Below are 26,609 nucleotides of genomic sequence, written 5' to 3'. Positions count from 1 at the left end.
TCAAGGGAGGGGCTCGCGGGGATGGGAAATCAGGGGTAACCGCTTGCCATAGAGGCTCAGGGTCTGGGTGCGCCCGTTGAGGGCGAAACGGGCGTATTGCGGGGTCAGGTGTTCCAGGCGCCAGCCGTTGGGCAGCGTCTGGCCCAGGCGCACCGTCAGGGGTGGGCCGCCAGCTTGTTTGAGCATGGCCATTTGCAGGTTGCCGGTGATCATGATGCCGCTGAGGGTCAGGTTGGCCAGGCTCGCCACCTGGGTCTTGCCGACCACGCTGTCCGGGCGTCGATCGGGACTGAACAGCGGCGTCTGCCAGGTGCTGGCGAGTGCTTGCAACGCTGGCACCGGTGCGGTCTGCACAGTGACGGCAGGCTGCGACGTCACAGGCGCTTGCGGCAACCATCGTGGTTGATCACCGATGCTGCTGAGGATCACCGCCATCAGCACGCCCAATAGCCCGGCCAAGCCGAGCAAGCCCCACTCCAGGGGGCGCAGTGCACCGATCATGGCGCCACCCGCGCCGGTTGCAGGTAGCCACGCACCAGCAGTTGGACCGCCAGCTTGCCCGCACCACCCGTGGCCGGTGCCTGTTTGCTGCGGCGAATGCGCAACTCATCAACAAACAGAAACGGCGGCTGGTATTCCAGCGCGTGCAAGATTGCGGTCAGCGGTTCGATGGCGCAGTTGAGCGTGAGGCTGACCTTGACCTGCCGATAGGGCTCGCTGTCGTCCTGTTCGGTGGTGATGGGCTTGCGCTGGGTGAGGGTGCAGCCGCCGCCAAGGTTGGCGTGGCTGTTGATCAGGTCGGCCAGGCGCTGCATCAGGTCGGCGGCGACCACATCGGGGTCATCGCCTGGCAACAGGCTGGCGCTGCTGGCCGGGTCTTGCCGCGCCTGCGCAAGCTGCTCGCGCAATGCATCGCCCTGGCGCAACACGCTGGCGTAGCGTTGCTGCTGTTCACGCAACTGTTGGGCCTGTTCGCCCATGGTGCGCAGCGGGCCGGCGAACCAGCTGTCGATCAACAGCCAGTAGGCCGCGCCGAGCACCACAGCCAGGAGCAACAAGGCTGCGCCGCGACGTTCACGGGGCGTCAGGGGTCGGTGCATCGGCGGCCTCCGGGCGTAAATGGGCGCGCAGGGCAAACTGGTCCTTGCCGGTGCGCGCATCGGGTTGAATGACCCCTTCGAATTGGGCATTGTCCAATCGTCGGCAGCCTTTGATGCGAGTAATCAGGCCGCTGGCCTTGGCGCTTTGGCCAGAGAGCGTCACCTCAGTGCCCTTGACGTCCAATTGGTCGAGCCAGGTGTCGGCGGGCAGGCAGGTGGTCAAGTCATTGAGCAGCGCAGCCAGGGGCGGTTGCGCGAGTTTGCGCTGGGTCAGGTACTGCGCCGCGCCGCGGGTATTGAGCAGTTGCTGGCGCAGGGCGTGCACCTGGGCGACCTGGGCTTTTTGCTCCTGCACGGTGGTGTGCATGGCGTCGAGTACGCGTTGGCGGTCGTTGAGCCACAGCAACATGGCGGCGATCAGCAAAGCGCCGCATAGCCATGGCAGGCTGCGCTGCAAATCCTTGCCGGTGCGGCGTTGGCGCGGGCGTAAGGGTGCCGGCAGCAGGTCAACGCCCAGGCCCGCCACATCGACGCGATGGGGGTGCAGCCCGAGGGCAGCGCAGTCGCTGAGAATCCGATCCAGACGCTCGCGCAGGATCGCCACCAGCGTGACCTCAAGATGGGTGGATGTGCGTTGCTCCTGCCGCGCCACGAAGTACAACTGCTCGGCATCGAACGGGGTGTAGCGGTCCAGTTCATAGCCGACCACCACCGTGAGGTTGCGCGCGGCAGCCAGGGGCAATTGCAAGCGTTGCTGCAGCACCACATCAGGGCCGAGCATCAGCACCTGGCGGGCGTTGCCGGGGACAACCGGCGCCGTCAACGGCCAGTGATGCACCTGTTCAGGCGCCTCTTGCAGGGCCAGCCAACTCGGCACACAGCCGCGCAGCTCCGTGAGCCACAGGCGCCAGCCTTGTTGCAACAGACTGCCGCGCCACTGGCGGGCGATAGGTTCAAGTCGATTCATTCTTGCCACCGCACCACCCGATAGGGCTGTGCACGGTCCTCCGCTGGGCTTAATAAGACGGTGAGTTGCAGGCGTGCCTGATAGCCGCCGGGGCGCTCGGCGCGGCTGTCGATTTCCAGCACCTGGCCGGGGTCGGCACCCTCGGCGTTTTGACGTGGCAGGTTTAACGCCTTGCGCATCAAGGGGCTGGCAAATGCCGGATCGGGTCGATCCAGGTCGCTCCACAAGGTGATTTCCGGCAGCAATTGGCTATACAGCGCCTGGGTCATACCGGGCAGTTGCCGCACTTCTTCCAGCACCCGAAACGGCGCCAGGCCCTGATGGCGCCGAGCCTCAAGCGCCTGCACCAGTTGCCGGGCCTGGGCCGGATCAGCGCCGCAAGCCAGGGCCAGGCGCAGCCAGTCTTCGGGGTCGGCGTTAACCAGGTACAGCTTGCCGCGCTCACTGCGCAGGCGCACCTGCAGGCGGGCGTCGTCGAAGGTCAGCCTGATGACACGTCCGTCCGCCACCCAGTGCCGATCAGCCATGACCTGGGCAATACCGGCTTCGGCGGCCAGGAGCGTCTGGGTGTGCTGGCGATACCACAGGGCCTGGCGACTTTGCAGTTGCACCCAGCCAGCCAAGCCGCCGAGCAACAGGCTGAGCAAGGCCAGTGCCCATAGCACCAGCAACAGCGCAGCTCCGCGTTGGCGCTTCACTGGTCACTGCTCGCGCTGCCGAGGTTCAGGCGCAGGGCAATCACTTGGGTCAGCCACGGCACCGGCCCGTTGACGCTGGCGTTGATGCGTACTGCGGCGGGCAAGCGCCTGGGCCAGGGCCATGCGCCCAACCAGCCGGTGGGCTGACCCAAGGGCGATACACCGCGATAGCTCAATTGCAGCGCTTGGACGTCACGCAGCAACACCTGCGGTTCAGCGAGCTGGGCGTTGGCAACTGACTCGGATTGCGAAAAAGTCACCTGAACATCCTGCTCTACCCGTTGCAGAGTAAAGCGCTGGATGCCACCGCCGAGCACCCCGGGCAAGGTCGCCACAAACTGCACGCGTTCAGCCGTGCCGATAAAAAACCCCTCGGCCTGGCTGTCGTCTTCAGTGATGTCCAGGGGCAACGCCTCGCTGATCGCGGTGCGTAAAAACTGTTGAGCGGCGCGCATTTCATCCAGGCTGGCGGTGTAACCCTGGGCTTTGGCCACCGCACGATTGGCACCCAGCAAAGCGGCGCTAACCAGCAGCAACAACATCGAAAGCAAGCTGAGCACCACGAGGATTTCCAGCAAGGTGAAGCCCTGCTCGCGGCGCTTCACAGGCGGGCCTTCAAGGTGCTGAAGCGGGCCTGATGCGCGCCTTCGCGCAGGCTCAGGTCCAGACGAAACAGATGGGGCTGTTGCCGGGTGCTGGTCAATTGCCAATGGATACCATCGAGTTCGCCCTGCCAGGCGCCTTCGCTGAATGGGCCGGCCGTTTCCTGGTCCAACAGCGTGAGCGCGGCCTGGGTCAGCCGGTCACTGTGGGCGACCTGGGCCAGCGAGCGCGCACTCTGGCCGAAGGCAACCAGCAACACACTGCTGCACACCGCCATCAGTGTCAGGGCCGCGAGCATTTCCAGCAGGGTAAAACCGGCCTGATGCTTCATGGCAGCGCCCTGAACTGCACACTACCGGTGAGCCAGCCGATGTCGATACGCCAACGCCGGGCGCCGCTGGCCAGCAGCAGGTTGCCGCCGGTGGAACTGCCATCGGGGTAGAACACCACGGCGGCGCCCGCCTGCTCGGCACTGTGCAACGTTACCTGCAACGGTGCCTGCCAGTGTTGCGGCGCGCGCCCCGGGGCGCGAAATGTCAGGCGTTGCAGGTCGAATTCGGTACGCGCCGCCTGGCCGTTGACGATCGCACCCGCCCGCGTGGCGTGCAGTGCCTCGACCATCTGCCCCACCACGCGCCGCTCCTGGGCCACTTGCAGCCCCTGGCGCACACCCAGCCCCAACAACGCGGCCGTAATGCCGATCAATACAATGACCACCAGCATTTCCAGCAAGGTAAAGCCGCGCTGGCTCATGGGCGGGTTATTCCCAGTTACCCAAGTCGGCACTGTAGCCCTCGCCGCCCGGTTGACCATCCTGGCCGTAGAAGATCAGGTCGAAGGCGCCGTGCTGGCCGGGGAAGCGATAACCGAACCCGTGGCCGAACGGGTCTTTCAACTCCGAAGGCTTGGCATAGGGGCCCGCCCAACTGGCCGCATTGGCGGGCTTTTCAAGCAACTGTTGCAGGGTGTTGGGCGGCGCTCCCACATCCAGGGCGTAGCTGTCGATCTTCATACTCAAGCTCGCCAACTGCGCCTTGCCCGCGCCGTATTTGCCCTTGTCCACATTGCCGCCGACCTGGCGCACCACAATGGTTGCGACAATGCCCAGCAGCACGATTACCGCGAGCATTTCCAGCAGGGTAAAGCCGTTTTGGCGGTGCCTGGTTCTCATTGATTCCACTCCATGAAGGTTCATATATGGCTGGTAAGGCTCATCAGCGGCAGCATGATCGCGAGCATGATGATCGCCACCAGCACCGCCATGATCACGGTCAGGCTCGGCACCAGCGCAGCGAGCAGGCGGTCGATAGCACGCTTGGCCTCGACGTCGAAAATGTCGGCGACCTTGAGCAACATGCCCGGCAGTTCACCGGCGTGTTCGCCGACTTCGATCATTTGCAGAGCCAGTTGCGGCAACAGCGGTTGGCTGCCAAACGCCTCCGCCAGGGTGCCGCCGCCTTTGACCTGTTGCGCCGCCGACGCCACTTGCGCCTGCAATGCATGGTTGCTGCAGACCTGCCGAGCGATCACCAGCGCGGGCAGCAATGCCACGCCATTGCTGAGCAAGGTGCCGAGGGTGCGGGTCAGGCGTGCGGCCTGCACCCGTTGCAGCAGCGGGCCGACCACACGGATGCCCAGCAGGTGGCGGTCGTAGCGTTCGCGGCGGCCGGGCTCGCGCAGGCGCGCCGTCAGGATCCCTGCACTGATCGCCAACCCGGCCAACAGCACCAGGCCGTAAGCCGACAAAAATTCGCCAAACCCCAGGATCACTTGGGTGATCAACGGAATCGGCACGCCCAGATCCTGAAAAATCGGCACAAATTGCGGCACCACATAGGCCAGCAACAGCGCCAGGGAACCCAGTACGCCCACCACCAGAAACGCCGGGTAGATCAACGCGTTGATTACTTCGCCGCGCAGTCGCTGGCTGCGCTCCAGGTAGTCGCTGAGTTGGCGCAGGGTGTCTTCCAGCGCACCACCGGCTTCACCGGCGCGCACCATGCTCAGGTACAGCGGTGAAAACGTGTCGCCCTCTTGCTCAAGCGCCGCCGACAGCGGTTTGCCGGCCTTGACTTGGTCGCGGACACGCTCGATCAAGGCCTGTACCTGAGGTTGGCCGGGTTGTTTGAGCAGCAGGTTCAACGAGCGTTCAAGGGGCTGACCGGCGCCGAGCAGCGTCGCCAGTTGCTGGGTGAAACTCACCAGCGCTGCGCCCTTCAACGGCCCGCGGACCCGACGTAGCGAGGCACTGCCCGCCGTTTCGATATGCAACAGCAACCAGCCACGCTGGTGCAAGACGGCGACAGCGGCAGCCTGGTCGGCAGCTTGCAGCGTACCGCTCTGAGCGGCGCCCTGGCTGTCCAGAGCACGGAACTTGAACAACCTCACGCGTCCTCTCCACGGGTAACACGCAGCACTTCTTCCAGGGACGTGACACCTGCCAGCGCCTGACGCAAGCCGTCTTCATACAAGGTGCGCAAACCGCCGCGGCGCGCGGCCTGCTCAAGGGTGGCGGCGTCGGCGTGGGCCATCAGCAGGCCGCGCAACTCGTCGTTCATCACCAGCAATTCGGTGAGGGCGCTACGGCCATGGTAGTCGCCGTGATACAGCAAAATCGGGCGCTGCTCGGTCAGGCGATCCAGGCCATGCTCCTTGATCAGCGCAGGCGGCGCCTGGAACGCAACCCGCGTGGCCGGGTCCAGGCGCCGCACCAGGCGCTGGGCGAGAATGCCGCTGACGGTGGAGGCGATCAGGTAGCTTTCCACGCCCATGTCCAGTAAGCGCGTGATGCTCGCGGCGGCGCTGTTGGTGTGCAGGGTTGAGAGCACCAAATGGCCGGTGAGTGAAGACTGAACGGCAATGCGGCACGTTTCCAGGTCGCGGATTTCACCGATCATGATCACGTCCGGGTCCTGACGCACGATGGCGCGCAGCGCTGCGGTAAAGTCCAGGCCGATGGCGGGCTTGACCTGGATCTGGTTGATGCCTTCAAGCTGGTATTCCACCGGGTCTTCCACGGTGATGATCTTGCGTTCAGCGGTATTGAGCCGCGACAAGGCGGTGTAAAGCGTGGTGGTTTTGCCCGAACCGGTGGGCCCGGTGACCAGCAGGATGCCGTGGGGCCGCTCCAGCAGATCAAGGAAGGCTGCCAGGCGCTCGCCGTCAAAACCCAGGCAGGGAAAGTCGAACTGCACGGTTTGCCGGTCCAACAGGCGCATCACCACCGACTCACCGAAGCTGGTGGGCACCGTGGACACCCGCAAATCCAAAGCCTTGCCCTGAATGCGCAGCATGATGCGCCCATCCTGGGGCAGGCGCCGCTCGGCGATATCCAGGCGCGCCATGATCTTCACCCGCGAGATCACCGCCGCCGACGAACTGGCGGGCGGCGCTTCGGCGTCGTACAGCACGCCGTCGATGCGGTAGCGCACCTTGAGCTGGTTTTCGAAAGGTTCGATATGAATATCCGACGCGCGTTGTTCCACGGCGCGTTGCAGGATCAGGTTGACCAGGCGAATCACCGGCGCTTCGGAAGCCATGTCTTTGAGGTGCTCGATATCTTCGAGGGCGCCGCCCTGCTCATCAAGGTTTTCGATCAGCGTGCCCATGGCCGAACGGCCCTGGCCGTAGTAACGCTCGATCAGGCTCTCGACATCGGTATGCGCGCCGATGGCCAGCCAGACAGGCGCTTGGCAGGCATAGGCCAGGGCCTGAAACGGATACAACTGCGTCGGGTTGGCAGCCAGCACGCGCAGGCCGCCCTCGTCCCAGCCCATGGGCACCAGGTGGTAGTGACGCAGGAAGCGCTCAGTCACGACGGGCAACGGGTCAAGCAACGGCGGCGCAGCGTCGACCGGCAGCAATGGCGCAGCCAGCAGATCGGCCCAGGCGCGGGCCAGTTCGATTTCCGACACCAGCCCCAGGCGCGTGAGTAAACCCAGCAGGTCGAGAGGGTCCCGGGATAAGCGTCGGGCGCGTTCCAGATCCAGCGTTTTCAGCCCGGCGTGCTGCATCAGCCACGCGCACACCTGGTCGGTGTGCGGGATGTGCATCTTGCAAGCATCAATGGGGGCTGGCGACATCATTGAGGAATATCTAACGTTGCGAAAAGTATGGCTATTTGGAACTACCGAACAATGCCATTAGTTCGCCACAGCCGATGCAGGAGTTAGCCGGGGGTATCGACTGGAAGTTATAGCTCTAGTTCCGGCTGGCGGGAAATTAAATACAAAACATTGCCAAATACATTGATTTATAGCGTTAGCAGCCAATAGCCACTAGTTGCACTTAGCCATACTCCGTAATGACTAGGTACTTTCCCTTTCAATTAACTGACAGTGCAAAAGATTCAAGCGTGCAACTTCGCCCTCAATCGGTAATACACCCAGACTTTGCAGAACGCGGGTGGCGGCTAATACACCAATCTGCAGGGCCGGTGGCTGGATCGTGCTGAGGCTGGGCAGCAACATCTGTGCGAAGGGGTAATCGCCAAAGCCTAATACGGCGCAGTCCCGGGGGATGCTTAGCCCGGCGCGTTGGCCGGCGAGCAAGCCGCCGGCAGCCAGGTTGTCGTTGGCAAAGAAAATCGCGTCGGGCCTGATCACCTCCCCCATCAGCGCCTCCATGGCCTGCTTGCCCGCCTCGAAAGGCGCACGGTCGGCGTCGGGGACGAAGACCCACGGCTGCACACCTAGCTCTCTGAGGGTCGCAGTAAAACCATCACGGCGCTCCAGCGCGCTGAAGTCGCCCGCCGCGCTGTTCTGCACGAAGGCGATACGCCGATAGCCCTTGCCATGCAGGTAGCGCCCAGCAGTGACCCCGACTTGGTAATGGGAAAACCCCACTTGTAGCGGCTCGCGCTCCGGCACGTAGTCCCAGGTTTCCACCACTGGGATATCCACTTCGGCGATCATCTTTTCCGTGCCTGGGCTATGGAAGCGGCTGGTCAGCACCAGCGCGGCCGGCGACCAACCGAGAAAGGCGCGCACTGCGCTTTCCTCTTGCTCGACGCTGAAATAGCTGGACGCCAGCAGCAGCTGGTAGCCATGGCGACTGAGGGTGTCGCTGAAGCCCTGCAAGGTATTGGCAAAGATCGGCCCCGAGATATTCGGAATCACCATCGCGACGATTTTGCCTCGCGCAGAGGCCAAGCCACCAGCCACCAGATTGGGCACATACCCCAATTGCGCCACCACCTCGGCGATACGCTCGCGGCGCTCGGGCGAGACCTGCTCCGGCTGGTTGAAGTAACGCGACACAGTAATCGCCGACACCCCGGCCTGGCGTGCCACGGTACTTAGGGTGACGCGTCCGGCGCCCCGGCGTTTGCGCGGTGGGAGTTCGCTCACGAAATAGACCTATGAAAAAGGAATATAAAACTAATTTTTTAGTATTTGACGCTCTAAAGCCGTGCCTTCAATAATGCCGATGTTAGCGCTAACAAGGCGCAGTGTCTGCTACTCGCTCGAGCGAATGCCCAAGACATTTTCACTAGCGCTGACGGTCGCAGAACCGCAGCGGACCAGGGTATTTTTTCGAGCGGGCACAGCATGCATAACTTTCCACGGCACACCCCTTTGTTGCTCCTGGCTGGCCTCTGCGTCTTGCCCGTGTGCGGCGCGGTTGCAGCTGACGAGCAAGAGCCCACGCTCCAATCCGTAACGGTTACCGCTACCCGCCGCGAAGAGTCGCTGCAAAAAGTCCCGGTGGCCGTCTCGGTGCTTGATGGCGAACAATTGGAGCGCGATAACCGCAACGGTTTGGCGAGCATCGCGCAGCAGGTACCGTCACTGAACTTTCGCACCGGCGCGTCGAACAAGGACACCTCACTGTTCGTGCGCGGCGTGGGCACCATTTCTACCTCGCCTGGGGTGGAGCCCACTGTGGCCACGGTGATCGACGGCGTGGTCTATGCACGCCCCGGCCAGGCCACCCTCGACCTGCTGGACCTTGAGCGCATCGAAGTACTGCGCGGCCCGCAAGGCACGCTGTTCGGCAAGAACGCCTCGGCCGGCGTGCTGAATATCACCAGCAAGGCGCCGACGGCCCAGACCCACGGGTTTATCGATCAATCGTTCTACAGCGGCAATGAAAGCCGCACGCGCTTCGGCATCGGCGGCAGCCTGGTACCGGAGGTACTCAAGGGCTCGATCAGCACCTTGTTCGGCAGCTACGACGGCAACGTCGACAACCGCCATAACGGCCAGGAGGTCAATGGCTACAACCACAAGGGCGTTCGCGGCAAGCTGGAGTTCACGCCCAACGACGACGTGAAGCTGACCCTGATCGCCGATTACATGCAGTCCCACGATGACGCGCCCAATGGTGTGGTCAGCAAGTCCCTGAACCCGGCGTTCAGCAATGCCTTGAGGCCGGTGCGCGCCTCAAGCGACAACCGCGATATCAACACCGATACCCGCAGCCATGTGCAAGACACCAACAAGGGCCTGTCGGCACAGTTGGACTGGAACCTGGGCGACTACACCCTGACCTCGATCACCGCCTGGCGCGGCTGGGACAACACCCAATACCAGGACGGCGACCGCCTCGGCACCGTCACCGCCGCCTTCCCCGGCACCGCCGACAAAGGCGACCTGGCGTTCGACCAGTATTCCCAGGAGCTGCGCCTGGCATCGCCCAAAGGTGAATTGCTTGAGTACGTCGGTGGCCTGTTCTACATGCATGGCAAGGACGAAGAAACCTATCAGCGCACCCTCACTTCCACCACGCGCACCGACCGTGGCATCGCCGACTACAGCACCACCAGCGACAGCTACGCGGCGTTCGGCGAGACCACACTCAACTTCACCTCGCGCTTTCGTGGCATCGCCGGCTTGCGTTATACCCATGACGATTTGAAGTACGACCACCGCCGCGTGTCCACCTCTGCCACCACCGTCAGCGGCATTCAACCGGGGACGTCGAGTTCCGGCTCGGTAGACGAGGACGGTTGGTCCGGTCGGCTGGGCGTGCAATACGACATCAGCGACACCGTCACCAGCTACCTCACCTACTCGCGGGGCTATAAAGGCCCGGCCTACAACGTGTTCTTCAACATGCAGCCGCGCGACACCGAGGCGCTCAAGCCGGAGACTTCCAACACCTGGGAAGCCGGGATCAAGGCCACCGCGTGGAACAACCGCCTGACCACCAACCTGGCGGTGTTCCACAGTGATTACGACAATTACCAGGCCAACTTTTTTGACACCGTCGCCGGCCAGGTGGTGACGCGCCTGATCAACGCCGGCAGCGTCAGCACCGAAGGCGTCGAGCTCGATTATGCGTTGCAGGCCACCCGGCAACTCAAGCTCTCCGGCGCCCTGGCCTATACCCGAGCGCGTATCGATGAATTTTCCTGCCCGGCGGGCGCGGCGGCGACCTGCAATGTCAATGGCAAGCCACTGCCATTCAGCCCGGACTGGAAAAGCTACGTGCGCGCCGACTACAGCATCCCCCTGGATAACGGCCTGGATGTCGAACTGGGCACCGACTACAGCTGGCAGAGCGAAGTGCAGTACGACATCAGCCAGAACCTGGACACCAAGCAAGGCGCCTACGGCATCTGGAACGCCAGCGTGGCCCTGGCCGATTACACCAACGGCTGGCGCGTGGCGCTGTTGGCGAAGAACCTCGCCGACAAATCCTACTCACCGCTGCTGGCCAGCGGCGGCAATTACATCTACCGCGCCGTGCCCCGTGACGATGAACGTTACTTCGGCGTGCAACTGCGCAAGGATTTCTAACATGAGCCGTCAACTCAAACTCGGCGCGTTCCTGATGGCTACCGGGCACCACGTGGCCGCCTGGCGCCACCCCGATGTACCGGCGAATGCCGGGCTGGATTTCGCCCACTACAAGCATGTGGCACGGGTGGCGGAGGCGGCGAAGTTCGACGCACTGTTCGTGGCCGACAGCATTGCCGCCGCCACCGGTGAGGTCGCCAGCCAGATGGCGCGCTCGGATCATTTCGAGCCGCTCACCCTGCTCTCGGCACTCAGTGCGGTGACCGAGCATATCGGCCTGATCGCCACCGCCACCACCAGCTACAACGAGCCCTACCATGTGGCGCGCAAATTTGCCTCGCTGGATCATCTGTCCGGTGGCCGTGCAGGCTGGAATCTGGTGACCTCGGACAATGCCGCCGAGGCGCTGAATTTCGGCCGCGACGAACACCTGGGCCACGCCGAACGCTACAGCCGCGCACGGGAGTTTCATCAGGTGGTGACGGGCCTGTGGGACAGCTGGGACGACGACGCGTTCGTGCGCGACAAGGCCAGCGGCCGTTATTACGACCCGCATAAACGCCATGTGCTGGATCATGTTGGCGAGCATTTCCAGGTCAAAGGCCCCCTGAACGTGGCGCGCTCGCCCCAGGGCCAGCCGGTGATCGTACAGGCCGGCTCTTCGCAGACCGGCCGCGAACTGGCGGCGCAGACTGCCGAGGTGGTGTTTACCGCACAGACTTCGCTGGCCGAGGCTCAAGCGTTTTACCGCGACCTCAAGGGGCGTCTGGGCCAATACGGACGCGAGGCCGATTCGCTGAAAATCATGCCGGGCATGTTCGTGGTGGTCGGGCAAACCGAAGCCTTGGCCCAAGCCAAATTCGAAGCGTTCCAGGCGCTGGTGGAACCCGAGGTGGGCGTCGCGTTGCTGGGACGCATGTTGGGTAATTTCGACCTGTCCGGCTACCCGCTGGATGGGCCGCTACCCGAATTACCCTTGACCGACAGCGGGCAACGCAGCCGCCAGCAACTGCTGAGCGAACTGGCCCAGCGCGAACAACTGACGCTGGCGCAACTGGGCCGACGCATTGCCGGTGGACGCGGTCATTACAGCGTGATCGGCACGCCCACGCAGATCGCCGATGAGTTGCAGCGCTGGTTCGAAGAAGGCGCGGCGGATGGCTTCAATATTCTGGTGCCGCACCTGCCGGGCGGGCTTGAGGATTTTGCCCGCCTCATCGTTCCCGAGCTACAGCGGCGTGGCTTGTTTCGGCGCGAATACACAGGCACCACACTGCGTGAAAACCTCGGGTTGGCGCGCCCGGTCAGCCGCTACAAGACGGCTCAATCATGAAGAACACGGTGCGCGCGCCGAGCAAAGGTGGCCTGGGCGATTACTGTTTTGTCGCCAACACGAACCGGTGCACGAGCCCACCAAACACACCACCGAGTAAAGGCACCACCCAGAACACCCACAACTGAGCCATCGCCCAATCGCCTTGAAACAGTGCTACGCCCGTACTGCGCGCCGGGTTAACCGATGTGTTGCTCACCGGAATACTGATCAGGTGAATCAAGACCAGCGCAAACCCAATGGCCAGCGGCGCAAAACCGGCCGGCGCCTTTTTATCGGTAACACCCAGGATAATCAGCAGGAAAAACGCCGTGAGTACAAACTCGCTCACCACCACTGACAGAAACGAGAAGCCACCTGGAGAGTGCTCGCCATAACCATTAGTGGCAAACCCCGCCGACACATCAAACCCGGCCTTGCCGCTGGCGATGAGGTACAACACCCCGGCCGCTGCAATCGCACCCAGAACCTGAGTGAGGATGTAGGGCAGTACGTCCTTGCCACCCATACGCCCCGCGGCGAGCAAACCCAGAGTGACCGCCGGATTGAAATGACCGCCGGAAATATGGCCGACGGCGTAGGCCATGGTTAATACCGTCAAGCCAAATGCCAATGCCACGCCGACAAAGCCAATGCCCAGCTCAGGGAAAGCGGCAGCCAGAACGGCACTGCCACAACCGCCCAGAACCAGCCAGAACGTGCCGAAGAACTCGGCGGCTAGACGTTTTGTCATCAGGAAACTCCTTGAAATAAGGTCGAAGAGTTGGAGCCTAACAACCGGGCATGGGTCTTGGATGTGGGAAATTTCCTTAGCGCATGTCACATATGAACACGCGCCAGCAAGGCACTCTCCCCTGTGCATATCTAGGCGGTTTCCAGCGCCCCTGTGGTAGCTGCCGCTTTCGGCGTTCTGCCGAGCATAGACACAGGGATCGCCAGGATCAGCCCACCACTGACGAACAGACACAGGGCCAACACATAGGTGCCATTGTTGATGTTGCCGGTGAGGTTCTCGGCCACGGCAGTGATCATCGCCCCGGTGAACCCCGACAGGTTGCCGATGGCGTTGATCATGCCGATGCCGGCTGCAGCCGCTACGCCCGACAACAAGGTCCCCGGCAGGGTCCAGAAAATCGGCATCAGGCTGAGAATCCCGGAGGCGGCGACGCTCAAAAAGAGTACGGACAACACCAGGTTGTCGGCAAAGAAGGCGCTGAAGATCAAGCCGACCCCACCGATAAAGGCAGGAATGGCCGCGTGCAAGCGCCGCTCGCCGGTACGGTTGGAGTGTCGAGCGTTGAGCAGCATCACCACCGTGGCGACCGCATAGGGTATGGCGGTCAGGAAGCCGATGTGCAAACTGTTGGTGATACCGCTGCTCTTGATAATCGAGGGCATCCAGAACGCCAGGCCGTAGAAGCCGGTGTTGAAAGTCAGCAAAATCAACACCAGCAACCACACCTTCGGGTTGAAGAACACCTCGCTCAAGCGCGTTGCCTTGCCGTGGTTATCGGTTTGCAGGTTGGCCTTGAGCAGGGCTTTTTCCGCCGCTGAAAGCCACTTGGCCTTGTCGATGTTGTCGGCCAGGCAAACGATCACGATGAAGGCCATGATGATCGACGGAAGCCCCTCGATGATCAGCATCCACTGCCAGCCCGACAGGCCGTGCACGCCCTGCATACTGTTCATCAGCCAACCGGACAACATGCCGCCCAGTGTCAGGCTGATCGGCATGGCCATCAGGAAGCCGGACATCACGCGACTTTGCCGGTGCGTTGGGAACCAATAATTGAGGTACAGAATCACGCCGGGGAAGAAGCCGGCCTCACACACCCCCAGAAGAAAGCGCAACACATAAAACATGCTGCTTGACTGGATACCGAAGAACCCAGCCAGTGGCACGGTGTAGGCCACCGCCATGGAGATCACTGCCCAACTGAGCATGATGCGGGCGATCCAGAACCGTGCCCCGAAGCGATGCAGCAGCAGATTGCTGGGGACTTCGAAGAGGAAATACCCCCAGAAAAACATACTGGCGCCCAACGCATAGACCGTATTGCTGAACTGCAGCTCATTGAGCATATCCAGCTTGGCAAAGCCGATGTTGACCCGGTCCAGGTAGGCCGCCACGTAGCACAAGAGCAGGACGGGAAGGATGCGCCGGATGACTTTGCGGTAGGTCTGGTTTTCAAAGTCGAGTTCGCGAGATGACGCCTGTGCGGGCAAATGCTCGGATATGGTTTGCATGAGGTAACCCCTGGGCATATGGATATGCCTGATTATTTTTATCGAATGGGTCAAGCCGAATGAGCACTCATCCGGCAGTGCTGCCGTTATTACAGTGGCTGGGCCGTGTGCTCTCCGTTGACCAGGCGCATCAGCCCCAAGGGATTGCTGTTCTTCAAGGCATCGGGAAGCGAGCCATCGGGGAAGTTCTGGTAGCACACCGGCCGCAGGAACCGATCGATGGCCAAGGTGCCTACCGAGGTGCCACGGGCATCGGACGTCGCCGGCCAAGGCCCGCCATGGACCATGGCATCGCAAACCTCTACCCCGGTCGGGTAACCGTTGATCAGCACTCGCCCAACTTTTTGCTCAAGCACGGCCACCAGGTCGGCGCACTGCTCAAGTTCAGCCGGCTCACCGATCAGGGTGGCTGTCAGTTGGCCCCGCAACCCCTGCAAGGCCGCCAACAGCTCGGCCCGATCAGCCACTTCCACCACCACAGTGGCCGGACCGAAGATTTCTTCCTGCAGCAAGACGCTGCCTGTCAGAAGCAGCTCGACATCGGCCTGGAACAACTGCGCCCGGGCCTGATTACCCTGCTGTACGTTCCCGGCCAAATGAGTGATCTGCGGATGCTCCAACAAGGCTTCACAGCCCTGGACATAGCTGCGCAGGCCATTGGCATTGAGCATGGTTTGCCCCGGCTGATCGGCCAGCAATGTACTGAGCGCTTGCACGAAGCGGCTGAATGCCGCCGAGCGAATACCGATGACCAAGCCAGGATTGGTACAGAACTGACCTGCCCCCATGACCACCGAAGCCGCCAGCTCGGTCGCGACACGCTCGCCACGTACCTGCAAGGCTTCTGGCAACACCACTACCGGATTGATGCTGCTCATCTCGGCAAACACCGGGATCGGTTGCGGGCGCGCGGCCGCCATGTCACACAGCGCCCTGCCGCCCTTGAGCGAACCGGTAAAGCCGACGGCTTGAATCATGGGGTGCTTGACCAGGGCTTCACCCACACCGGCACCGAAGATCATGTTGAACACGCCTTTGGGCATGTCGGTCTGCTCGGCGGCCCGGATAATGGCTTCGGCCACCCGTTCTGCAGTCGCCATGTGCCCGCTGTGGGCCTTGAACACAACAGGGCAGCCTGCGGCGAGCGCGGCAGCGGTATCGCCGCCTGCGGTGGAGAATGCCAGCGGAAAATTACTCGCGCCGAACACCGCTACCGGGCCCAGGCCCAAGCGGCACTGGCGCAGGTCGCTACGGGGCAGGGGCTGGCGGGCAGGCAGCGGCAAGTCGATACGCGCGCCGTAAAAGCTGCCGTGACGCAGGGCCTTGGCGAACAGGCGCATCTGACCACTGGTACGGGATCGTTCACCCTGAATACGTGCCGCCGGCAACGCAGTCTCCTGACAGACAAGGGCCACAAAGTCATCGCCCAAGGCGTCCAGTTCACTGGCGATGGCCTCCAGAAAGTGCGCGCGACGCAGGGCCGACAAGTTGCGAAAGGCGGGATAAGCCTGGGCGGCCGCCACGGCTGCGGCATCCACCTCTTCGACCGTGGCCTGGACGAAACCTGTGGGCAGTGGTTGCCCGGTTGTAGCGTCCACGCTGTGCAGCAACACCGACCCGGCTGCGCTGCGACCACCGGCGATAAAGTTGTGTCCGGACAGTTTGGGCATGACAGTCTCCTGACCCAGATGGGAATCTGGTCGGTACTCTACTGCCGCCAATCGATTCTTTCCCAATGGCATTTGTTGATTATCCGATAACGATACGTTATCGCAGCAATCATCAATTTGTGCCGCTCAATCGGGCTGATCCCTGGCCAGACGTGCGTTTTCCTTGAGTATTTCGGCGAACTCCAGCGCCGCCCCTATCAGTGGTTCGCCTTTGCGCGTGAGGATGCCGTAGTCCTGCGGCACCAAATGCAGCGGGGTATCGAGCGTCTTCAATTGGCCGCTTTCGAGCAGCGGGTTGACCATGGCGCTGGGCAGCATCCCGATCATGGGCCCGCGCTGCAAAACCTGAAGGAAGGTTTGCATGGAAATGGTGTCGATGGTGTTACGTGGCATCCCGACACCGGCTTCGGCAAAGGCATGTTCCATGCGGCCACGAATCGGCGTGCCGACCGGATAGAGAATCCACGGCAAGTCCACCAATTGCTGCAACGAGAGCGGGCCGGCGTCCGCCAGCGGATGACGACCGTTGACCACGATCGAGAACGGTTCGGGGGCCAAGGCCTCGAAGTCATAGCGTCGCTGCTGGCTTTGATCGGTAAACCGGGCCACCGCCAGATCCAACTGCTTCTCTTCAAGCATCTCCATCAGGCGGTTACTGGTCTGCTCCACCACTTCAATCGAAAGCAGCGGCCAGCGCTGTTTGATTTGCAGGACCGCTTCGGGCAAAGCCGCCGCCGTTGCGGCAAAAATCCCGCCGACCTTGAGGGAGCCGTGACCGCCCTCACGCAGGCTGCTGATTTGCTCGACAAACGAACGCGCGTCGTTCAAGGCTATCTGCGCATAACGCAGCACATGCTCACCAAGGGCCGTCGGCGGCATGCTGCGCGGCAATCGTTCGAACAAGGCGAAGCCGAGCAGGCTTTCGATTTCCTTGAGCATCTTGCTGATGGCCGGCTGACTGAGGTTCATCTGTTGCGCCGCCAAGTGCATGTTGCGCGTGCGTCCCAACGTATCGATCAACACAAGATGACGGAATTTCAGCCAGCTGCAGAAGCTGGAGAAGGACAGATCGGACATGACTATTCCCTGGGCGACCAATAACCTGGCGTTATCAAATACTGAATATATCTCATTGGAGTTTATCGACTCGCCGCCCTAGCGTGAAGGCTTTACGAACCAGGAAAATTCGCCATGCCGTTATTGCTGACTCCCGAAAACACCCTTCCGGTCGATGGTATGGCCGCCACCCTGATCGGCCGCGCGTGGGTGCCAGGCAGTATCGCCGGGCCCTCGCCGATAGTGCTGCGCAGCGACGGCGTGTTTGATCTGTCGGAGCGTTTTTCGACCCTGAGCGACCTGCTGGAAACGCAATCTCCATTGCAGGCCGTAAGGCAGACGCCCGGCACCTTCATCGCCAGTGTCGAAGCGCTGCTCGCCAACACGGGCCCCACTCCTGATCCGTCCAAACCCTACTTGCTGCCGCCCCTGGACTTGCAAGTGATCAAGGCCGCCGGGGTCACGTTCGCCGCCAGCATGATCGAGCGCGTGATCGAGGAGCAGGCCGGCGGTGACATGGCAAAAGCCGAAGCTGTGCGCGCCACCGTCCGCAGCGTAATTGGCGACAACCTGCGCTCGATCGTACCGGGCTCGGAGCAAGCCATGCGCCTCAAGGCTTTGCTGATTGAACGGGGGATGTGGTCGCAATACCTGGAAGTCGGCATTGGCCCGGATGCGGAGATCTTCACCAAGGCGCCTATCCTTGCGGCGGTGGGAAGCGCCAGCCACATCGGCATTCACCCCGGCTCGCAATGGAACAACCCGGAGCCCGAAGTGGTGCTGGCGGTGAACAGCCGTGGCCAGATCCACGGTGCCACCCTGGGCAACGACGTCAACCTGCGCGATTTCGAAGGCCGCAGCGCGCTGTTGCTGAGCAAGGCCAAGGACAACAATGCCTCCTGCGCCATTGGGCCGTTTATTCGCCTGTTCGACGAACACTTCGACCTGGATGATGTGCGGGCCTGCGTGGTCGATCTAGAGGTACAAGGCGAAGACGGTTATCGGCTGCACGGCTCAAGCTCCATGAGTCAGATCAGCCGCGACCCTCAGGACCTTGTGGGTCAGACGCTCAACGCCAATCACCAATACCCCGATGGTTTTCTGCTGTTTCTCGGTACGCTGTTCGCCCCCACTGAAGACCGCGATCAGGCCGGCAGCGGTTTCACCCACAAGCTGGGTGACCGCGTTCGCATCAGCAGCCCGTTGCTCGGTAGCCTGCATAACCAGGTGACCCACAGCTGTGCCGCCACCCCCTGGACATTTGGGGTAGGCGCCTTGTTGCGCAATCTGGCGTCCCGTGGCCTGCTCGCCCGCTGAATCCCAACCGATTGTCGATTCTGCCAATAATGACAAGAGAGAAAAGCATCATGAGTGAAATGCCAAAACGTCGCCTGCGCAGCGAGCAATGGTTCAATGACCCTGCCCACGCGGACATGACTGCCCTGTACGTCGAACGCTACATGAACTACGGGATGACCCGTGAAGAACTGCAATCGGGCCGCCCGATCATCGGCATCGCCCAGACCGGCAGCGACCTGACCCCCTGCAACCGTCATCACCTGGAGTTGGCGCAACGCGTCAAGGCCGGTATTCGGGATGCTGGCGGTATACCCATGGAGTTCCCGGTGCATCCGATCGCCGAGCAATCGCGTCGGCCCACCGCGGCATTGGACCGTAACCTGGCGTATCTGGGGTTGGTGGAGATCCTCCACGGCTACCCGTTGGACGGCGTAGTCCTCACCACCGGTTGCGACAAAACCACCCCCGCCTGCCTGATGGCTGCCGCAACCACCGACCTGCCGGCCATTGTCCTGTCCGGCGGCCCGATGCTCGACGGCCACCACAAGGGTGAATTGATCGGCTCCGGCACTGTGCTGTGGCACGCACGCAACCTGATGGCCGCCGGCGAGATCGATTACGAAGGCTTCATGGAGATGACCACAGCGGCCTCGCCATCCGTGGGGCACTGCAACACCATGGGCACCGCGCTGTCGATGAATGCGCTGGCCGAAGCACTGGGGATGTCATTGCCGGGCTGTGCGAGCATTCCGGCGCCCTACCGTGAGCGTGGGCAAATGGCTTACGCCACCGGCAAGCGCATTTGCGAACTGGTCCTGCAAGACATAAGGCCGTCGCAGATCATGACGCGTGAGGCATTCGAGAACGCGATCGCCGTCGCCTCGGCACTCGGTGCATCCAGCAATTGCCCTCCGCACCTGATTGCGATTGCCCGGCACATGGGCGTCGAACTGAGCCTGGATGACTGGCAACGGATTGGCGAGGACGTGCCGCTGCTGGTCAATTGTATGCCGGCGGGCAAGTACCTCGGCGAAGGCTTTCACCGCGCCGGCGGCGTGCCGGCCGTGATGCACGAACTGCAAAAAGCCGGGCGCCTGCATCAAGACTGCGCGACGGTCAGCGGCAAGACCATCGGCGAAATCGTTAGCAGTACCCTGACCAGTAACCCCGACGTGATCTACCCCTTTGAAACCCCGCTCAAGCACCGCGCCGGTTTCATCGTGCTCAGCGGCAACTTCTTCGACAGCGCCATCATGAAAATGTCGGTGGTAGGCGAAGCGTTTCGCAAGACCTACCTGTCCGAACCCGGCGCAGAGAACAGCTTCGAGGCCCAGGCGATTGTGTTTGAAGGTCCAGAGGACTATCACGCCCGCATCGACGACCCGGCGCTGGATATCGACGAGCGTTGCATCCTGGTCATCCGCGGGGTGGGCACCGTGGGCTACCCCGGCAGTGCAGAAGTGGTGAACATGGCGCCTCCGGCTGCGCTGATCAAACAAGGCATCGACTCCCTGCCCTGCCTGGGTGATGGGCGCCAAAGTGGCACGTCGGCAAGCCCGTCAATTCTCAACATGTCCCCCGAAGCAGCAGTAGGCGGTGGCTTGGCGTTGCTCAAAACCAACGACCGCCTGAAGGTGGACCTGAACACCCGCACGGTGAATCTGCTGATAGACGAGGCCGAGATGAGCCGACGTCGAGGCGAGTGGACGCCGAACATCCCACCCTCCCAGACACCCTGGCAGGAACTGTACCGGCAACTGGTGGGACAGCTTTCTACAGGTGGGTGCCTGGAGCCTGCAACGCTGCATCTGCGCGTGATTGCCCGCAGTGGTGAGCCGCGGCATTCGCATTGACGAGCGAGCGAGGGCATAGTCGCCCCGCTTGAGAAGCCAAAGCAGAAAAGCCCAGCAGACATGCCTAATGTTGTAGGAGCAAGCTTGCTCGTGAAAAACTCACAGGCGCCGTGTTCAATCAGGAAACACGCGTTATCGTTGACGTTTTTCGCGAGCGAGCTCGCTCCTACAGTAAGCGGAATGCTCCGGACATCGATCATTTTCGCGGCGCTCCACTTCCATTACCCCTTGCTCAATTGAGGTATGGCGATGCGGCTACCGGCCTTGATTTCGCGCAAAGCCAGGCTCGACTGAATAGACGCGATACCCACCTGCCGCCTCAGCACTTGCTCGATAAAGTCGCTGTAGCTATCAAGATCCTCTGCCAACACCTGGAGCACGTAGTCAGCGTCACCGGTGATCTTGTGGCAGGCCAATACCTCTGGCAATTGCGCAATCACTGCCTCGAAGGCGTCAGGAGCGTGATCGGCGTGGGTAGAAAAGCGGATGTGCACGAATGCCATGATATCCAGCCCCAGCATTCTTCGATCAAGGGTTGCCTGATACCCCTTTATCACCCCCGCCTCCTCCATTCTCTTGCGCCGTCGCCAGCAAGGCGTAAGGCTCAACGAAAGCCGCTCACTGAGTTCGGCGTTGGAAATGCTCGCGTCTTCCTGCAATAACTCAAGAATGGCCAGATCGGTCTCATCGAGGCTGATGCGCCTGGATATATTTTTCTTCATTACGCCGCTTCCGAGTTAAATCGCCCGATAAATATAGAAAAGCACGAAAACAAAGCAAAGAAATCGCACCCCGACCAGAACAGAATATTTCCACTGGCTCACATTAACGGATGCGCAGAATGTTTACAGTTTTCAGTGATTCCCACCGTCTGCACCATGGCACCGAATTGAAGGATGGCGTGCTCAAGCCGTCGTTCGAACAGCCCAGTCGGGCGGACACCGTTCACAACCGTGTCAAGCAAGTAGGCCTTGGCCAGATAGTCGAACCGCGCGTGTTTGACCGGTCGTGCTATGTCAACGCGCACAGCGAGCGCTACGTGAGCTTCCTGGAAAGCGCCTGGTCAGAATGGTGCGCGACAGGGCGCACTCATGATGCCTTGCCACTGGTATGGCCTGTGCGCGATTTGGCCAACGACCAGGTGCCAACGTTTATTGACGGCAAACTCGGCTTTTATGCGATGGATGCCGGTTCCCCCATCAGCGCCACCACCTGGCAGGCGGTCAAGACCAGTGCCGATATCGCACTGACAGGTCTGGCACTTATCGATGAAGGCCACGACAGTGCGTTTGCCCTTTGCCGTCCGCCGGGCCATCACGCGGCGCGTGAATACATGGGGGGTTACTGCTATCTCAACAATGCGGCCATTGCCGCACAGCAGGCGATCACCCGGGGCGCCAAACGTGCCGCGGTCCTCGACGTCGATTTTCATCACGGCAACGGCACCCAGAATATTTTTTACCCGCGCAATGACGTCATGTTCGTCTCGCTGCACGGCGAGCCGAGCGTGTCCTATCCGTACTACTCAGGGTTCAGCGGTGAGGTCGGCGCCGGCCGTGGCGAAGGGTACAACCTCAATTACCCGTTGCCGAAAAACACCGCCTGGGAAAGCTACCGCGACGCCCTGCTTCACGCCTGCAGAAAACTTCAGCAATTCGCGCCAGACGTATTGGTGATCTCATTGGGCGTCGACACCTTCAAGGACGACCCCATCAGTCATTTCCTGTTGGAAAGCGAGGATTTCATCGGGATTGGCGAGCTGATAGCGAGCGTTGGTTGCCCCACCCTCTTCGTGATGGAAGGCGGCTACATGGTCGATGAAATCGGAATCAATGCGGTGAACGTATTGCATGGCTTCGAGAGCAAGCGCGCCTGACGGTATTCGATTCCGTGGGCTTTGCCCTGGAGGATTTCTCGTCGCTTCGCTACCTGCCTGCGATGGCGCACGAACATCAGGTCGGCCGCACATCCACCGGGTGCTAACGCCTGAAAATATAAAAACCTGTTCCTGATGCTTGATCAGCAACCGACCCAGGCAGCCCATCTGCGCACGGCCAGTTGACCTGAGCCAATACCATCATCCGCCATTGCGTCCTGACAGTGGCGCTGGATACCCACTTTTCTGCCAAAACTCAAAAACATAAGATCAAGAGGTTTTGAAATGAAATCGAATTCATCAGAGCGGGTTGAACAGCCTGCGCTGCAGCGTACGCTCAGCAATCGTCACATCCAGTTAATGGCCATGGGCGGTGCCATTGGTACAGGTTTGTTCATGGGCTCCGGAAAGATCATCGCCCTCTCCGGCACCTCGATCATCCTCATCTACATGATCATTGGCCTGTTCGTTTACTTCGTCATGCGTGCCATGGGCGAAATGCTGCTTTCCAATTTGAATTTCAAAACCTTTGCCGATTTTGCCGGCGCTTACCTCGGGCCTCGCGCCGCATTTTTTCTCGGTTGGTCGTATTGGCTGAGCTGGAGCGTTGCAGTGATCGGCGATGCCGTCGTCGTTGGTGGCTTTTTCCAGTACTGGTTCCCCGATCTGCCTGCGTGGATACCGGCTATCGGGATGCTGGCGACACTGTTTGCCTTGAACGTGCTGACGGTCAGGCTTTTCGGTGAAGTCGAATTCTGGTTCGCGATCATTAAGATCATCGCCGTCGTGACGCTTATTGGGGTCAGCCTCGTGCTGATTGCCAGCTCGTTCGTATCCCCCAATGGCGTTACCGCGTCCCTGAGCCATCTGGTGGATAAGCAGGCTGCATTCCCTAACGGTTTGTTTGGTTTTTTTGCCGGTTTTCAGATGGCGATATTCTCATTTGCCGGCACCGAGCTGATCGGCACCGCTGCGGCAGAAACCCGCTCTCCGGAGAGGACCTTACCCAAGGCAATCAACTCGATTCCGTTGCGAATCATCCTGTTCTACGTATTGGCATTGGGCTGCATTATTGCCGTGACGTCCTGGCAACAGGTGTCACCTGTAAAAAGTCCTTTTGTCGAACTTTTCCTCGTCGCCGGCTTTCCCGCAGCTGCCGGCATCGTTAACTTCGTGGTCCTGACATCCGCCGCTTCATCAGCCAACAGTGGCGTATTCTCCTCCAGCCGTATGCTGTTCGGGCTGGCGAATCAGGACAACGCACCGGGTATTTTTCGGCGACTGTCGAGCAACAGCGTGCCTTTACTGAGCCTGGCCTTCACCACGCTGTTGATGCTGCTGGGTGTACTCGTGCTGTTTATCGTTCCGGAAGTCATGACGGCCTTCACCATCGTTTCTACAGTGTCAGCGATTCTGGTGATCTTCACGTGGTCGACCATCCTCGTGTCCTACATTGCCTATCGCAAAAAACGTCCTGAGCTTCACGCAAAATCTGCTTACAAGATGCCAGGCGGCGTGCCAATGGCATCGCTTTCCCTGGCTTTTATGGGCTTCGTTCTGTGCCTGCTGGCATTGAGACCTGACACCCGCGTTGCCTTGATGGTCATGCCGGGATGGTTCATATGGCTGGCCGTTGCTTATCAGCTAACGCGCAGCAGGAAGCCAAAAACCGACACCGCAGCTCAAGCACCGCTATCACATCGCCTGGGAAAACCAGAACAATGGTTTTAGCCAGCAGTCCTACTACAGCGTGAACTCGGCGATCAGCACCACCTGTGGCAATACTGACGACGATCACCACGCCCTGGCCATTGACGGTATTCCCTTGATATCGCAGAGCTGCCGATCACGCTATGCAGCTATGCACGCGACAACGCCGGGCAACCGTCGGACATTGCACTAACGTGATCAACGACGCAACGGTTTACTCGCAGGGTCATGCCAGTTGAGGTAGCGAGCTATCCTCAGCAACCTTTAATGACTTAAGCCGAGCACTGCCGTAGGTAATGCGCGGTGGGGGAGTCTTGACCGAGACAAACTGGATTCCCCCGCCGAACCGCAACGGGGGCCACCCAGCTACCATTGACCAGAGAGCCCTCCTGTTGACCGAAACCAATCCACAAACCTGACACAGACCGGAGTTCGCTTGTAGAATCCGGGCCGTTATCAATTTGCCCCCGGTCACCCGGAGAAAGGGAAGTCATGCAAGTCAAAACTCAAGCCTACAGGCCCGACATCGACGGCCTACGAGCTATCGCTGTGCTGCTCGTCGTCCTCTACCACGCGAAGTTTCCCGTCTTGGGCGGATTCGTCGGCGTAGACGTGTTCTTTGTTATTTCCGGCTACTTGATTACGTCGATTCTGCGCCGGGAAATACTGGCTGATAAGTTTTCGTTCAAATCGTTTTATGTCCGCCGCATCAAGCGCCTGTTGCCAGCCTATGCATTCATGATGATTTGACTGGCTCTCTACTGCTACAACTACCTCATGCCGGACGACTTGATATCGTTTGCCAAAAGCGCCGTTTACTCGCTCGTCGCCGTCAGCAACATCTATTTCTTTTCAGGGACAGGCTACTTTGGGTCAGCCAGCACCGAGCCTTTGCTGCATACCTGGTCAATTGCAGTCGAAGAACAGTTCTATATTGTTTGGCCGGTTGTATTGCTGGGCCTGGCCTGGATCAGCAACAACAAGATCGCTCGCTACGTCATCGCGGGCCTGTTCGTTGTGTCGCTGGTGGCATCCGAGTATTACGCGGTAAACCATAAAAACGCTGCTTATCTACTGCTGCCGTTCCGGTTCTTCGAATTGATGATTGGCTGCATCCTTGCTCTGTACCAGCACCGCATCACCCGATACGCCAAGTTGCCAGGTGTCATGTCTGTGGCGGGTATCGCGCTCATCATCGGCAGCGCATTGTTGCTTGATGAATCGTTTGCCTTTCCTGGCCTGAATGCCCTGCCGGTTTGCCTGGGCACTGCCTTGGTAATCGCCGCGGGCTTCCGGTCTCAATCAGGCATAGGAACCAAGCTACTGGGGTTCGCCCCTGTCCGCTACGTGGGCAAAGTGTCCTATTCCTTTTATCTGTGGCACTGGCCGGTACTGGTGTTGGCGGCGTATCGCGGCATAGAGCTGACCCACACTAACGCTGCGATCTTGATGGTTATCGCCTTTGCTGCATCGGCGATCAGCTATCACCTTGTGGAAACACCGTTTCGCAATGTTCGCCAAAAGCGTTTCGCTCCTATCTTCGCCAGCATGTACCTGGCGCCGCTCGCCGTTATTGCTGTCTTCACGTATGTGGTCATCGAGAACGACGGCTATCGCGCTCAGTCTGGTGCACTGGTTGCCGAACTGGATGAAGCCAACACGTCGCACGTACAGCGTGCGCAATGCATCGGCTCGATGATGGTGGGCAACGTGGAGGAATGCCACCTTGGCGTTGATAAGCCCGCTATGGACGGTATGTTGGTAGGCGACTCCTTTGCTAACGCCTATGCCCCGTTCGTTGCTGAGCTGGCCAAGGATGCCGGGTTGATGATCCACGACACCACAGCGGGCTCAACCCCGGCCATACCTGGCGTATTCATGATGGACATGCAAAACAAAATCTCCACCGAAGAAGCAATGAAGATTTCGAACTACAACACCGCACGGTTTGAGTTGGCGAAAAAGCAAAAGATGGTGATCCTTTCCAACTTCTGGAACAACTACGCCGACTGGCAAGTCAGGTTCAGAATTCATAATGAAAGAATGGAAGACGTCACAAGCGAAGCCGACAGCCTGCAAATGCAAACAGTCAAAGCGTACCTTGATGCCGGTGTAAAGGTAGTCGTGATCGTTCAGCCATTTGCTGAAATTGGCAGAACCACAGTCAGCAAACTACGCGGCATGAAGTTGAGGCACGCTGACGCATCCGAAGTAACGCTGCCGCCAGTAGAAAAAAATGCAGACCGTATTGAGTACAAAATAAAAGAGGCTTACCCGCAAGTCGTTCTGATTGACCCTAATGAGGTGATTTGCAACGAGACGTGCACATCGGTCGTGGACGGAAAAATCATATTCAGGCTTGATGGCTCTCATCTAAACGCCCCTGGCGCTGCTGCCCTTGGTGATGAGTACATAAAGCTCAAAGGCAACCCACTGAAAACTCTGTAATGAAAGG

General features: G+C 60.5%; 23 protein-coding genes and 2 pseudogenes. 9 read left to right on the top strand and 16 right to left on the bottom strand.

The window, feature by feature from the left end:
• From JFT63_RS02030 to JFT63_RS01980, 11 genes are all read right to left on the bottom strand, one after another.
• Entirely contained in the window at positions 1–501 is a 501-nt protein-coding gene (locus tag JFT63_RS02030) for a general secretion pathway protein GspN (RefSeq protein ID WP_198843335.1), read from the bottom strand.
• On the bottom strand, positions 498–1,100 hold the full coding sequence (gene gspM / locus JFT63_RS02025) for a type II secretion system protein GspM (protein WP_186560932.1): 603 nt from the start codon (positions 1,098–1,100) through the stop codon (positions 498–500). Before gspM ends, JFT63_RS02030 begins: the two co-directional genes overlap by 4 nt.
• The gene (locus JFT63_RS02020) at positions 1,075–2,067 is read right to left on the bottom strand and encodes a type II secretion system protein GspL (RefSeq protein ID WP_198843334.1); all 993 of its coding nucleotides are present in this window, start codon (positions 2,065–2,067) and stop codon (positions 1,075–1,077) included. Before JFT63_RS02020 ends, gspM begins: the two co-directional genes overlap by 26 nt.
• A complete protein-coding gene (locus JFT63_RS02015; RefSeq protein ID WP_198843333.1) occupies positions 2,064–2,765 on the bottom strand; it encodes a general secretion pathway protein GspK in 702 nt (233 codons plus the stop codon). Before JFT63_RS02015 ends, JFT63_RS02020 begins: the two co-directional genes overlap by 4 nt.
• Positions 2,762–3,370, bottom strand: coding sequence for a prepilin-type N-terminal cleavage/methylation domain-containing protein (locus tag JFT63_RS02010; RefSeq protein WP_198843332.1), 609 nt, complete (start codon positions 3,368–3,370; stop codon positions 2,762–2,764). The genes JFT63_RS02015 and JFT63_RS02010 overlap by 4 nt, the downstream gene beginning before the upstream one ends.
• Positions 3,367–3,699: a type II secretion system protein gene (locus JFT63_RS02005; protein WP_198843331.1), complete on the bottom strand. Its 333-nt coding sequence runs from the start codon at positions 3,697–3,699 to the stop codon at positions 3,367–3,369. Before JFT63_RS02005 ends, JFT63_RS02010 begins: the two co-directional genes overlap by 4 nt.
• On the bottom strand, positions 3,696–4,121 hold the full coding sequence (locus JFT63_RS02000) for a type II secretion system protein (RefSeq protein ID WP_198843330.1): 426 nt from the start codon (positions 4,119–4,121) through the stop codon (positions 3,696–3,698). Before JFT63_RS02000 ends, JFT63_RS02005 begins: the two co-directional genes overlap by 4 nt.
• Before the next feature lie 7 nt (positions 4,122–4,128).
• Positions 4,129–4,539 carry a type II secretion system major pseudopilin GspG gene (gene gspG, locus JFT63_RS01995; RefSeq protein ID WP_186560940.1) on the bottom strand — a complete coding sequence of 137 codons (411 nt, stop codon included), beginning with the start codon at positions 4,537–4,539 and terminating at the stop codon, positions 4,129–4,131.
• Between the two features lie 20 nt (positions 4,540–4,559).
• Positions 4,560–5,756 (bottom strand): type II secretion system inner membrane protein GspF, encoded by a 1,197-nt coding sequence (gspF, locus tag JFT63_RS01990; protein WP_198843329.1) that lies wholly within the window; start codon positions 5,754–5,756, stop codon positions 4,560–4,562.
• A complete protein-coding gene (locus tag JFT63_RS01985; RefSeq protein WP_233102189.1) occupies positions 5,753–7,420 on the bottom strand; it encodes a GspE/PulE family protein in 1,668 nt (555 codons plus the stop codon). The genes gspF and JFT63_RS01985 overlap by 4 nt, the downstream gene beginning before the upstream one ends.
• Positions 7,421–7,675: 255 nt before the next feature.
• The gene (locus tag JFT63_RS01980) at positions 7,676–8,716 is read right to left on the bottom strand and encodes a LacI family DNA-binding transcriptional regulator (RefSeq protein ID WP_198843328.1); all 1,041 of its coding nucleotides are present in this window, start codon (positions 8,714–8,716) and stop codon (positions 7,676–7,678) included.
• Positions 8,717–8,917: 201 nt separating this feature from the next.
• On the opposite strand from JFT63_RS01980, the gene JFT63_RS01975 reads away from it, so the two are divergent.
• Both JFT63_RS01975 and JFT63_RS01970 read left to right on the top strand, forming a co-directional pair.
• Entirely contained in the window at positions 8,918–11,110 is a 2,193-nt protein-coding gene (locus tag JFT63_RS01975; protein WP_198843327.1) for a TonB-dependent receptor, read from the top strand.
• A gap of 1 nt (position 11,111) precedes the next feature.
• Positions 11,112–12,443 (top strand): LLM class flavin-dependent oxidoreductase, encoded by a 1,332-nt coding sequence (locus JFT63_RS01970; RefSeq protein ID WP_198843326.1) that lies wholly within the window; start codon positions 11,112–11,114, stop codon positions 12,441–12,443.
• Between the two features lie 40 nt (positions 12,444–12,483).
• Here the strand turns inward: JFT63_RS01970 and aqpZ are convergent, their stop codons facing one another.
• The 4 genes from aqpZ to JFT63_RS01950 all read right to left on the bottom strand — a co-directional run bounded on the left by aqpZ (position 12,484) and on the right by JFT63_RS01950 (position 17,437).
• Positions 12,484–13,176, bottom strand: coding sequence for an aquaporin Z (gene aqpZ / locus JFT63_RS01965; protein WP_198843325.1), 693 nt, complete (start codon positions 13,174–13,176; stop codon positions 12,484–12,486).
• A gap of 131 nt (positions 13,177–13,307) precedes the next feature.
• Positions 13,308–14,690, bottom strand: a complete 1,383-nt coding sequence (locus tag JFT63_RS01960) for an MFS transporter (RefSeq protein WP_198843324.1) — start codon at positions 14,688–14,690, stop codon at positions 13,308–13,310.
• An 89-nt stretch (positions 14,691–14,779) separates the two neighbouring features.
• Complete coding sequence (locus JFT63_RS01955) at positions 14,780–16,360, bottom strand: aldehyde dehydrogenase (NADP(+)) (RefSeq protein WP_198843323.1); 1,581 nt, start codon at positions 16,358–16,360, stop codon at positions 14,780–14,782.
• A 126-nt stretch (positions 16,361–16,486) separates the two neighbouring features.
• The gene (locus JFT63_RS01950; RefSeq protein WP_057700649.1) at positions 16,487–17,437 is read right to left on the bottom strand and encodes a LysR family transcriptional regulator; all 951 of its coding nucleotides are present in this window, start codon (positions 17,435–17,437) and stop codon (positions 16,487–16,489) included.
• A gap of 114 nt (positions 17,438–17,551) precedes the next feature.
• Here JFT63_RS01950 and JFT63_RS01945 point away from each other — a divergent pair, with 114 nt between their 5' ends.
• Together JFT63_RS01945 and JFT63_RS01940 are read left to right on the top strand one after the other, a co-directional pair.
• Complete coding sequence (locus JFT63_RS01945) at positions 17,552–18,733, top strand: fumarylacetoacetate hydrolase family protein (RefSeq protein WP_198843322.1); 1,182 nt, start codon at positions 17,552–17,554, stop codon at positions 18,731–18,733.
• A 50-nt stretch (positions 18,734–18,783) separates the two neighbouring features.
• Positions 18,784–20,568 (top strand): IlvD/Edd family dehydratase, encoded by a 1,785-nt coding sequence (locus JFT63_RS01940; protein WP_198843321.1) that lies wholly within the window; start codon positions 18,784–18,786, stop codon positions 20,566–20,568.
• Between the two features lie 221 nt (positions 20,569–20,789).
• On the opposite strand, the gene JFT63_RS01935 is transcribed toward JFT63_RS01940, so the two are convergent.
• A complete protein-coding gene (locus JFT63_RS01935; protein WP_186560956.1) occupies positions 20,790–21,290 on the bottom strand; it encodes an Lrp/AsnC family transcriptional regulator in 501 nt (166 codons plus the stop codon).
• A 119-nt stretch (positions 21,291–21,409) separates the two neighbouring features.
• On the opposite strand from JFT63_RS01935, the gene JFT63_RS01930 reads away from it, so the two are divergent.
• The 5 genes and pseudogenes from JFT63_RS01930 to JFT63_RS29430 all read left to right on the top strand — a co-directional run bounded on the left by JFT63_RS01930 (position 21,410) and on the right by JFT63_RS29430 (position 26,602).
• The gene (locus JFT63_RS01930; protein WP_198843320.1) at positions 21,410–22,444 is read left to right on the top strand and encodes a histone deacetylase family protein; all 1,035 of its coding nucleotides are present in this window, start codon (positions 21,410–21,412) and stop codon (positions 22,442–22,444) included.
• A pseudogene (locus JFT63_RS29440) lies at positions 22,435–22,630 on the top strand (ornithine cyclodeaminase); the annotation flags it as partial. The gene JFT63_RS01930 and the pseudogene JFT63_RS29440, both read left to right, overlap by 10 nt.
• Positions 22,631–22,729: 99 nt before the next feature.
• Positions 22,730–24,175, top strand: a complete 1,446-nt coding sequence (locus JFT63_RS01925; RefSeq protein ID WP_198843319.1) for an amino acid permease — start codon at positions 22,730–22,732, stop codon at positions 24,173–24,175.
• A gap of 471 nt (positions 24,176–24,646) precedes the next feature.
• Positions 24,647–25,627, top strand: a pseudogene (locus JFT63_RS29435) (acyltransferase family protein); the annotation flags it as partial.
• Positions 25,604–26,602, top strand: a complete 999-nt coding sequence (locus tag JFT63_RS29430) for an SGNH hydrolase domain-containing protein (protein WP_332875211.1) — start codon at positions 25,604–25,606, stop codon at positions 26,600–26,602. The pseudogene JFT63_RS29435 and the gene JFT63_RS29430, both read left to right, overlap by 24 nt.
• Positions 26,603–26,609: the final 7 nt, after the last annotated feature.

It is taken from the genome of Pseudomonas sp. MF7453 (genome assembly GCF_016405455.1).
GTDB lineage: Bacteria > Pseudomonadota > Gammaproteobacteria > Pseudomonadales > Pseudomonadaceae > Aquipseudomonas > Aquipseudomonas paralactis.
This window is presented reverse-complemented; position numbering and strand designations above follow the sequence as displayed.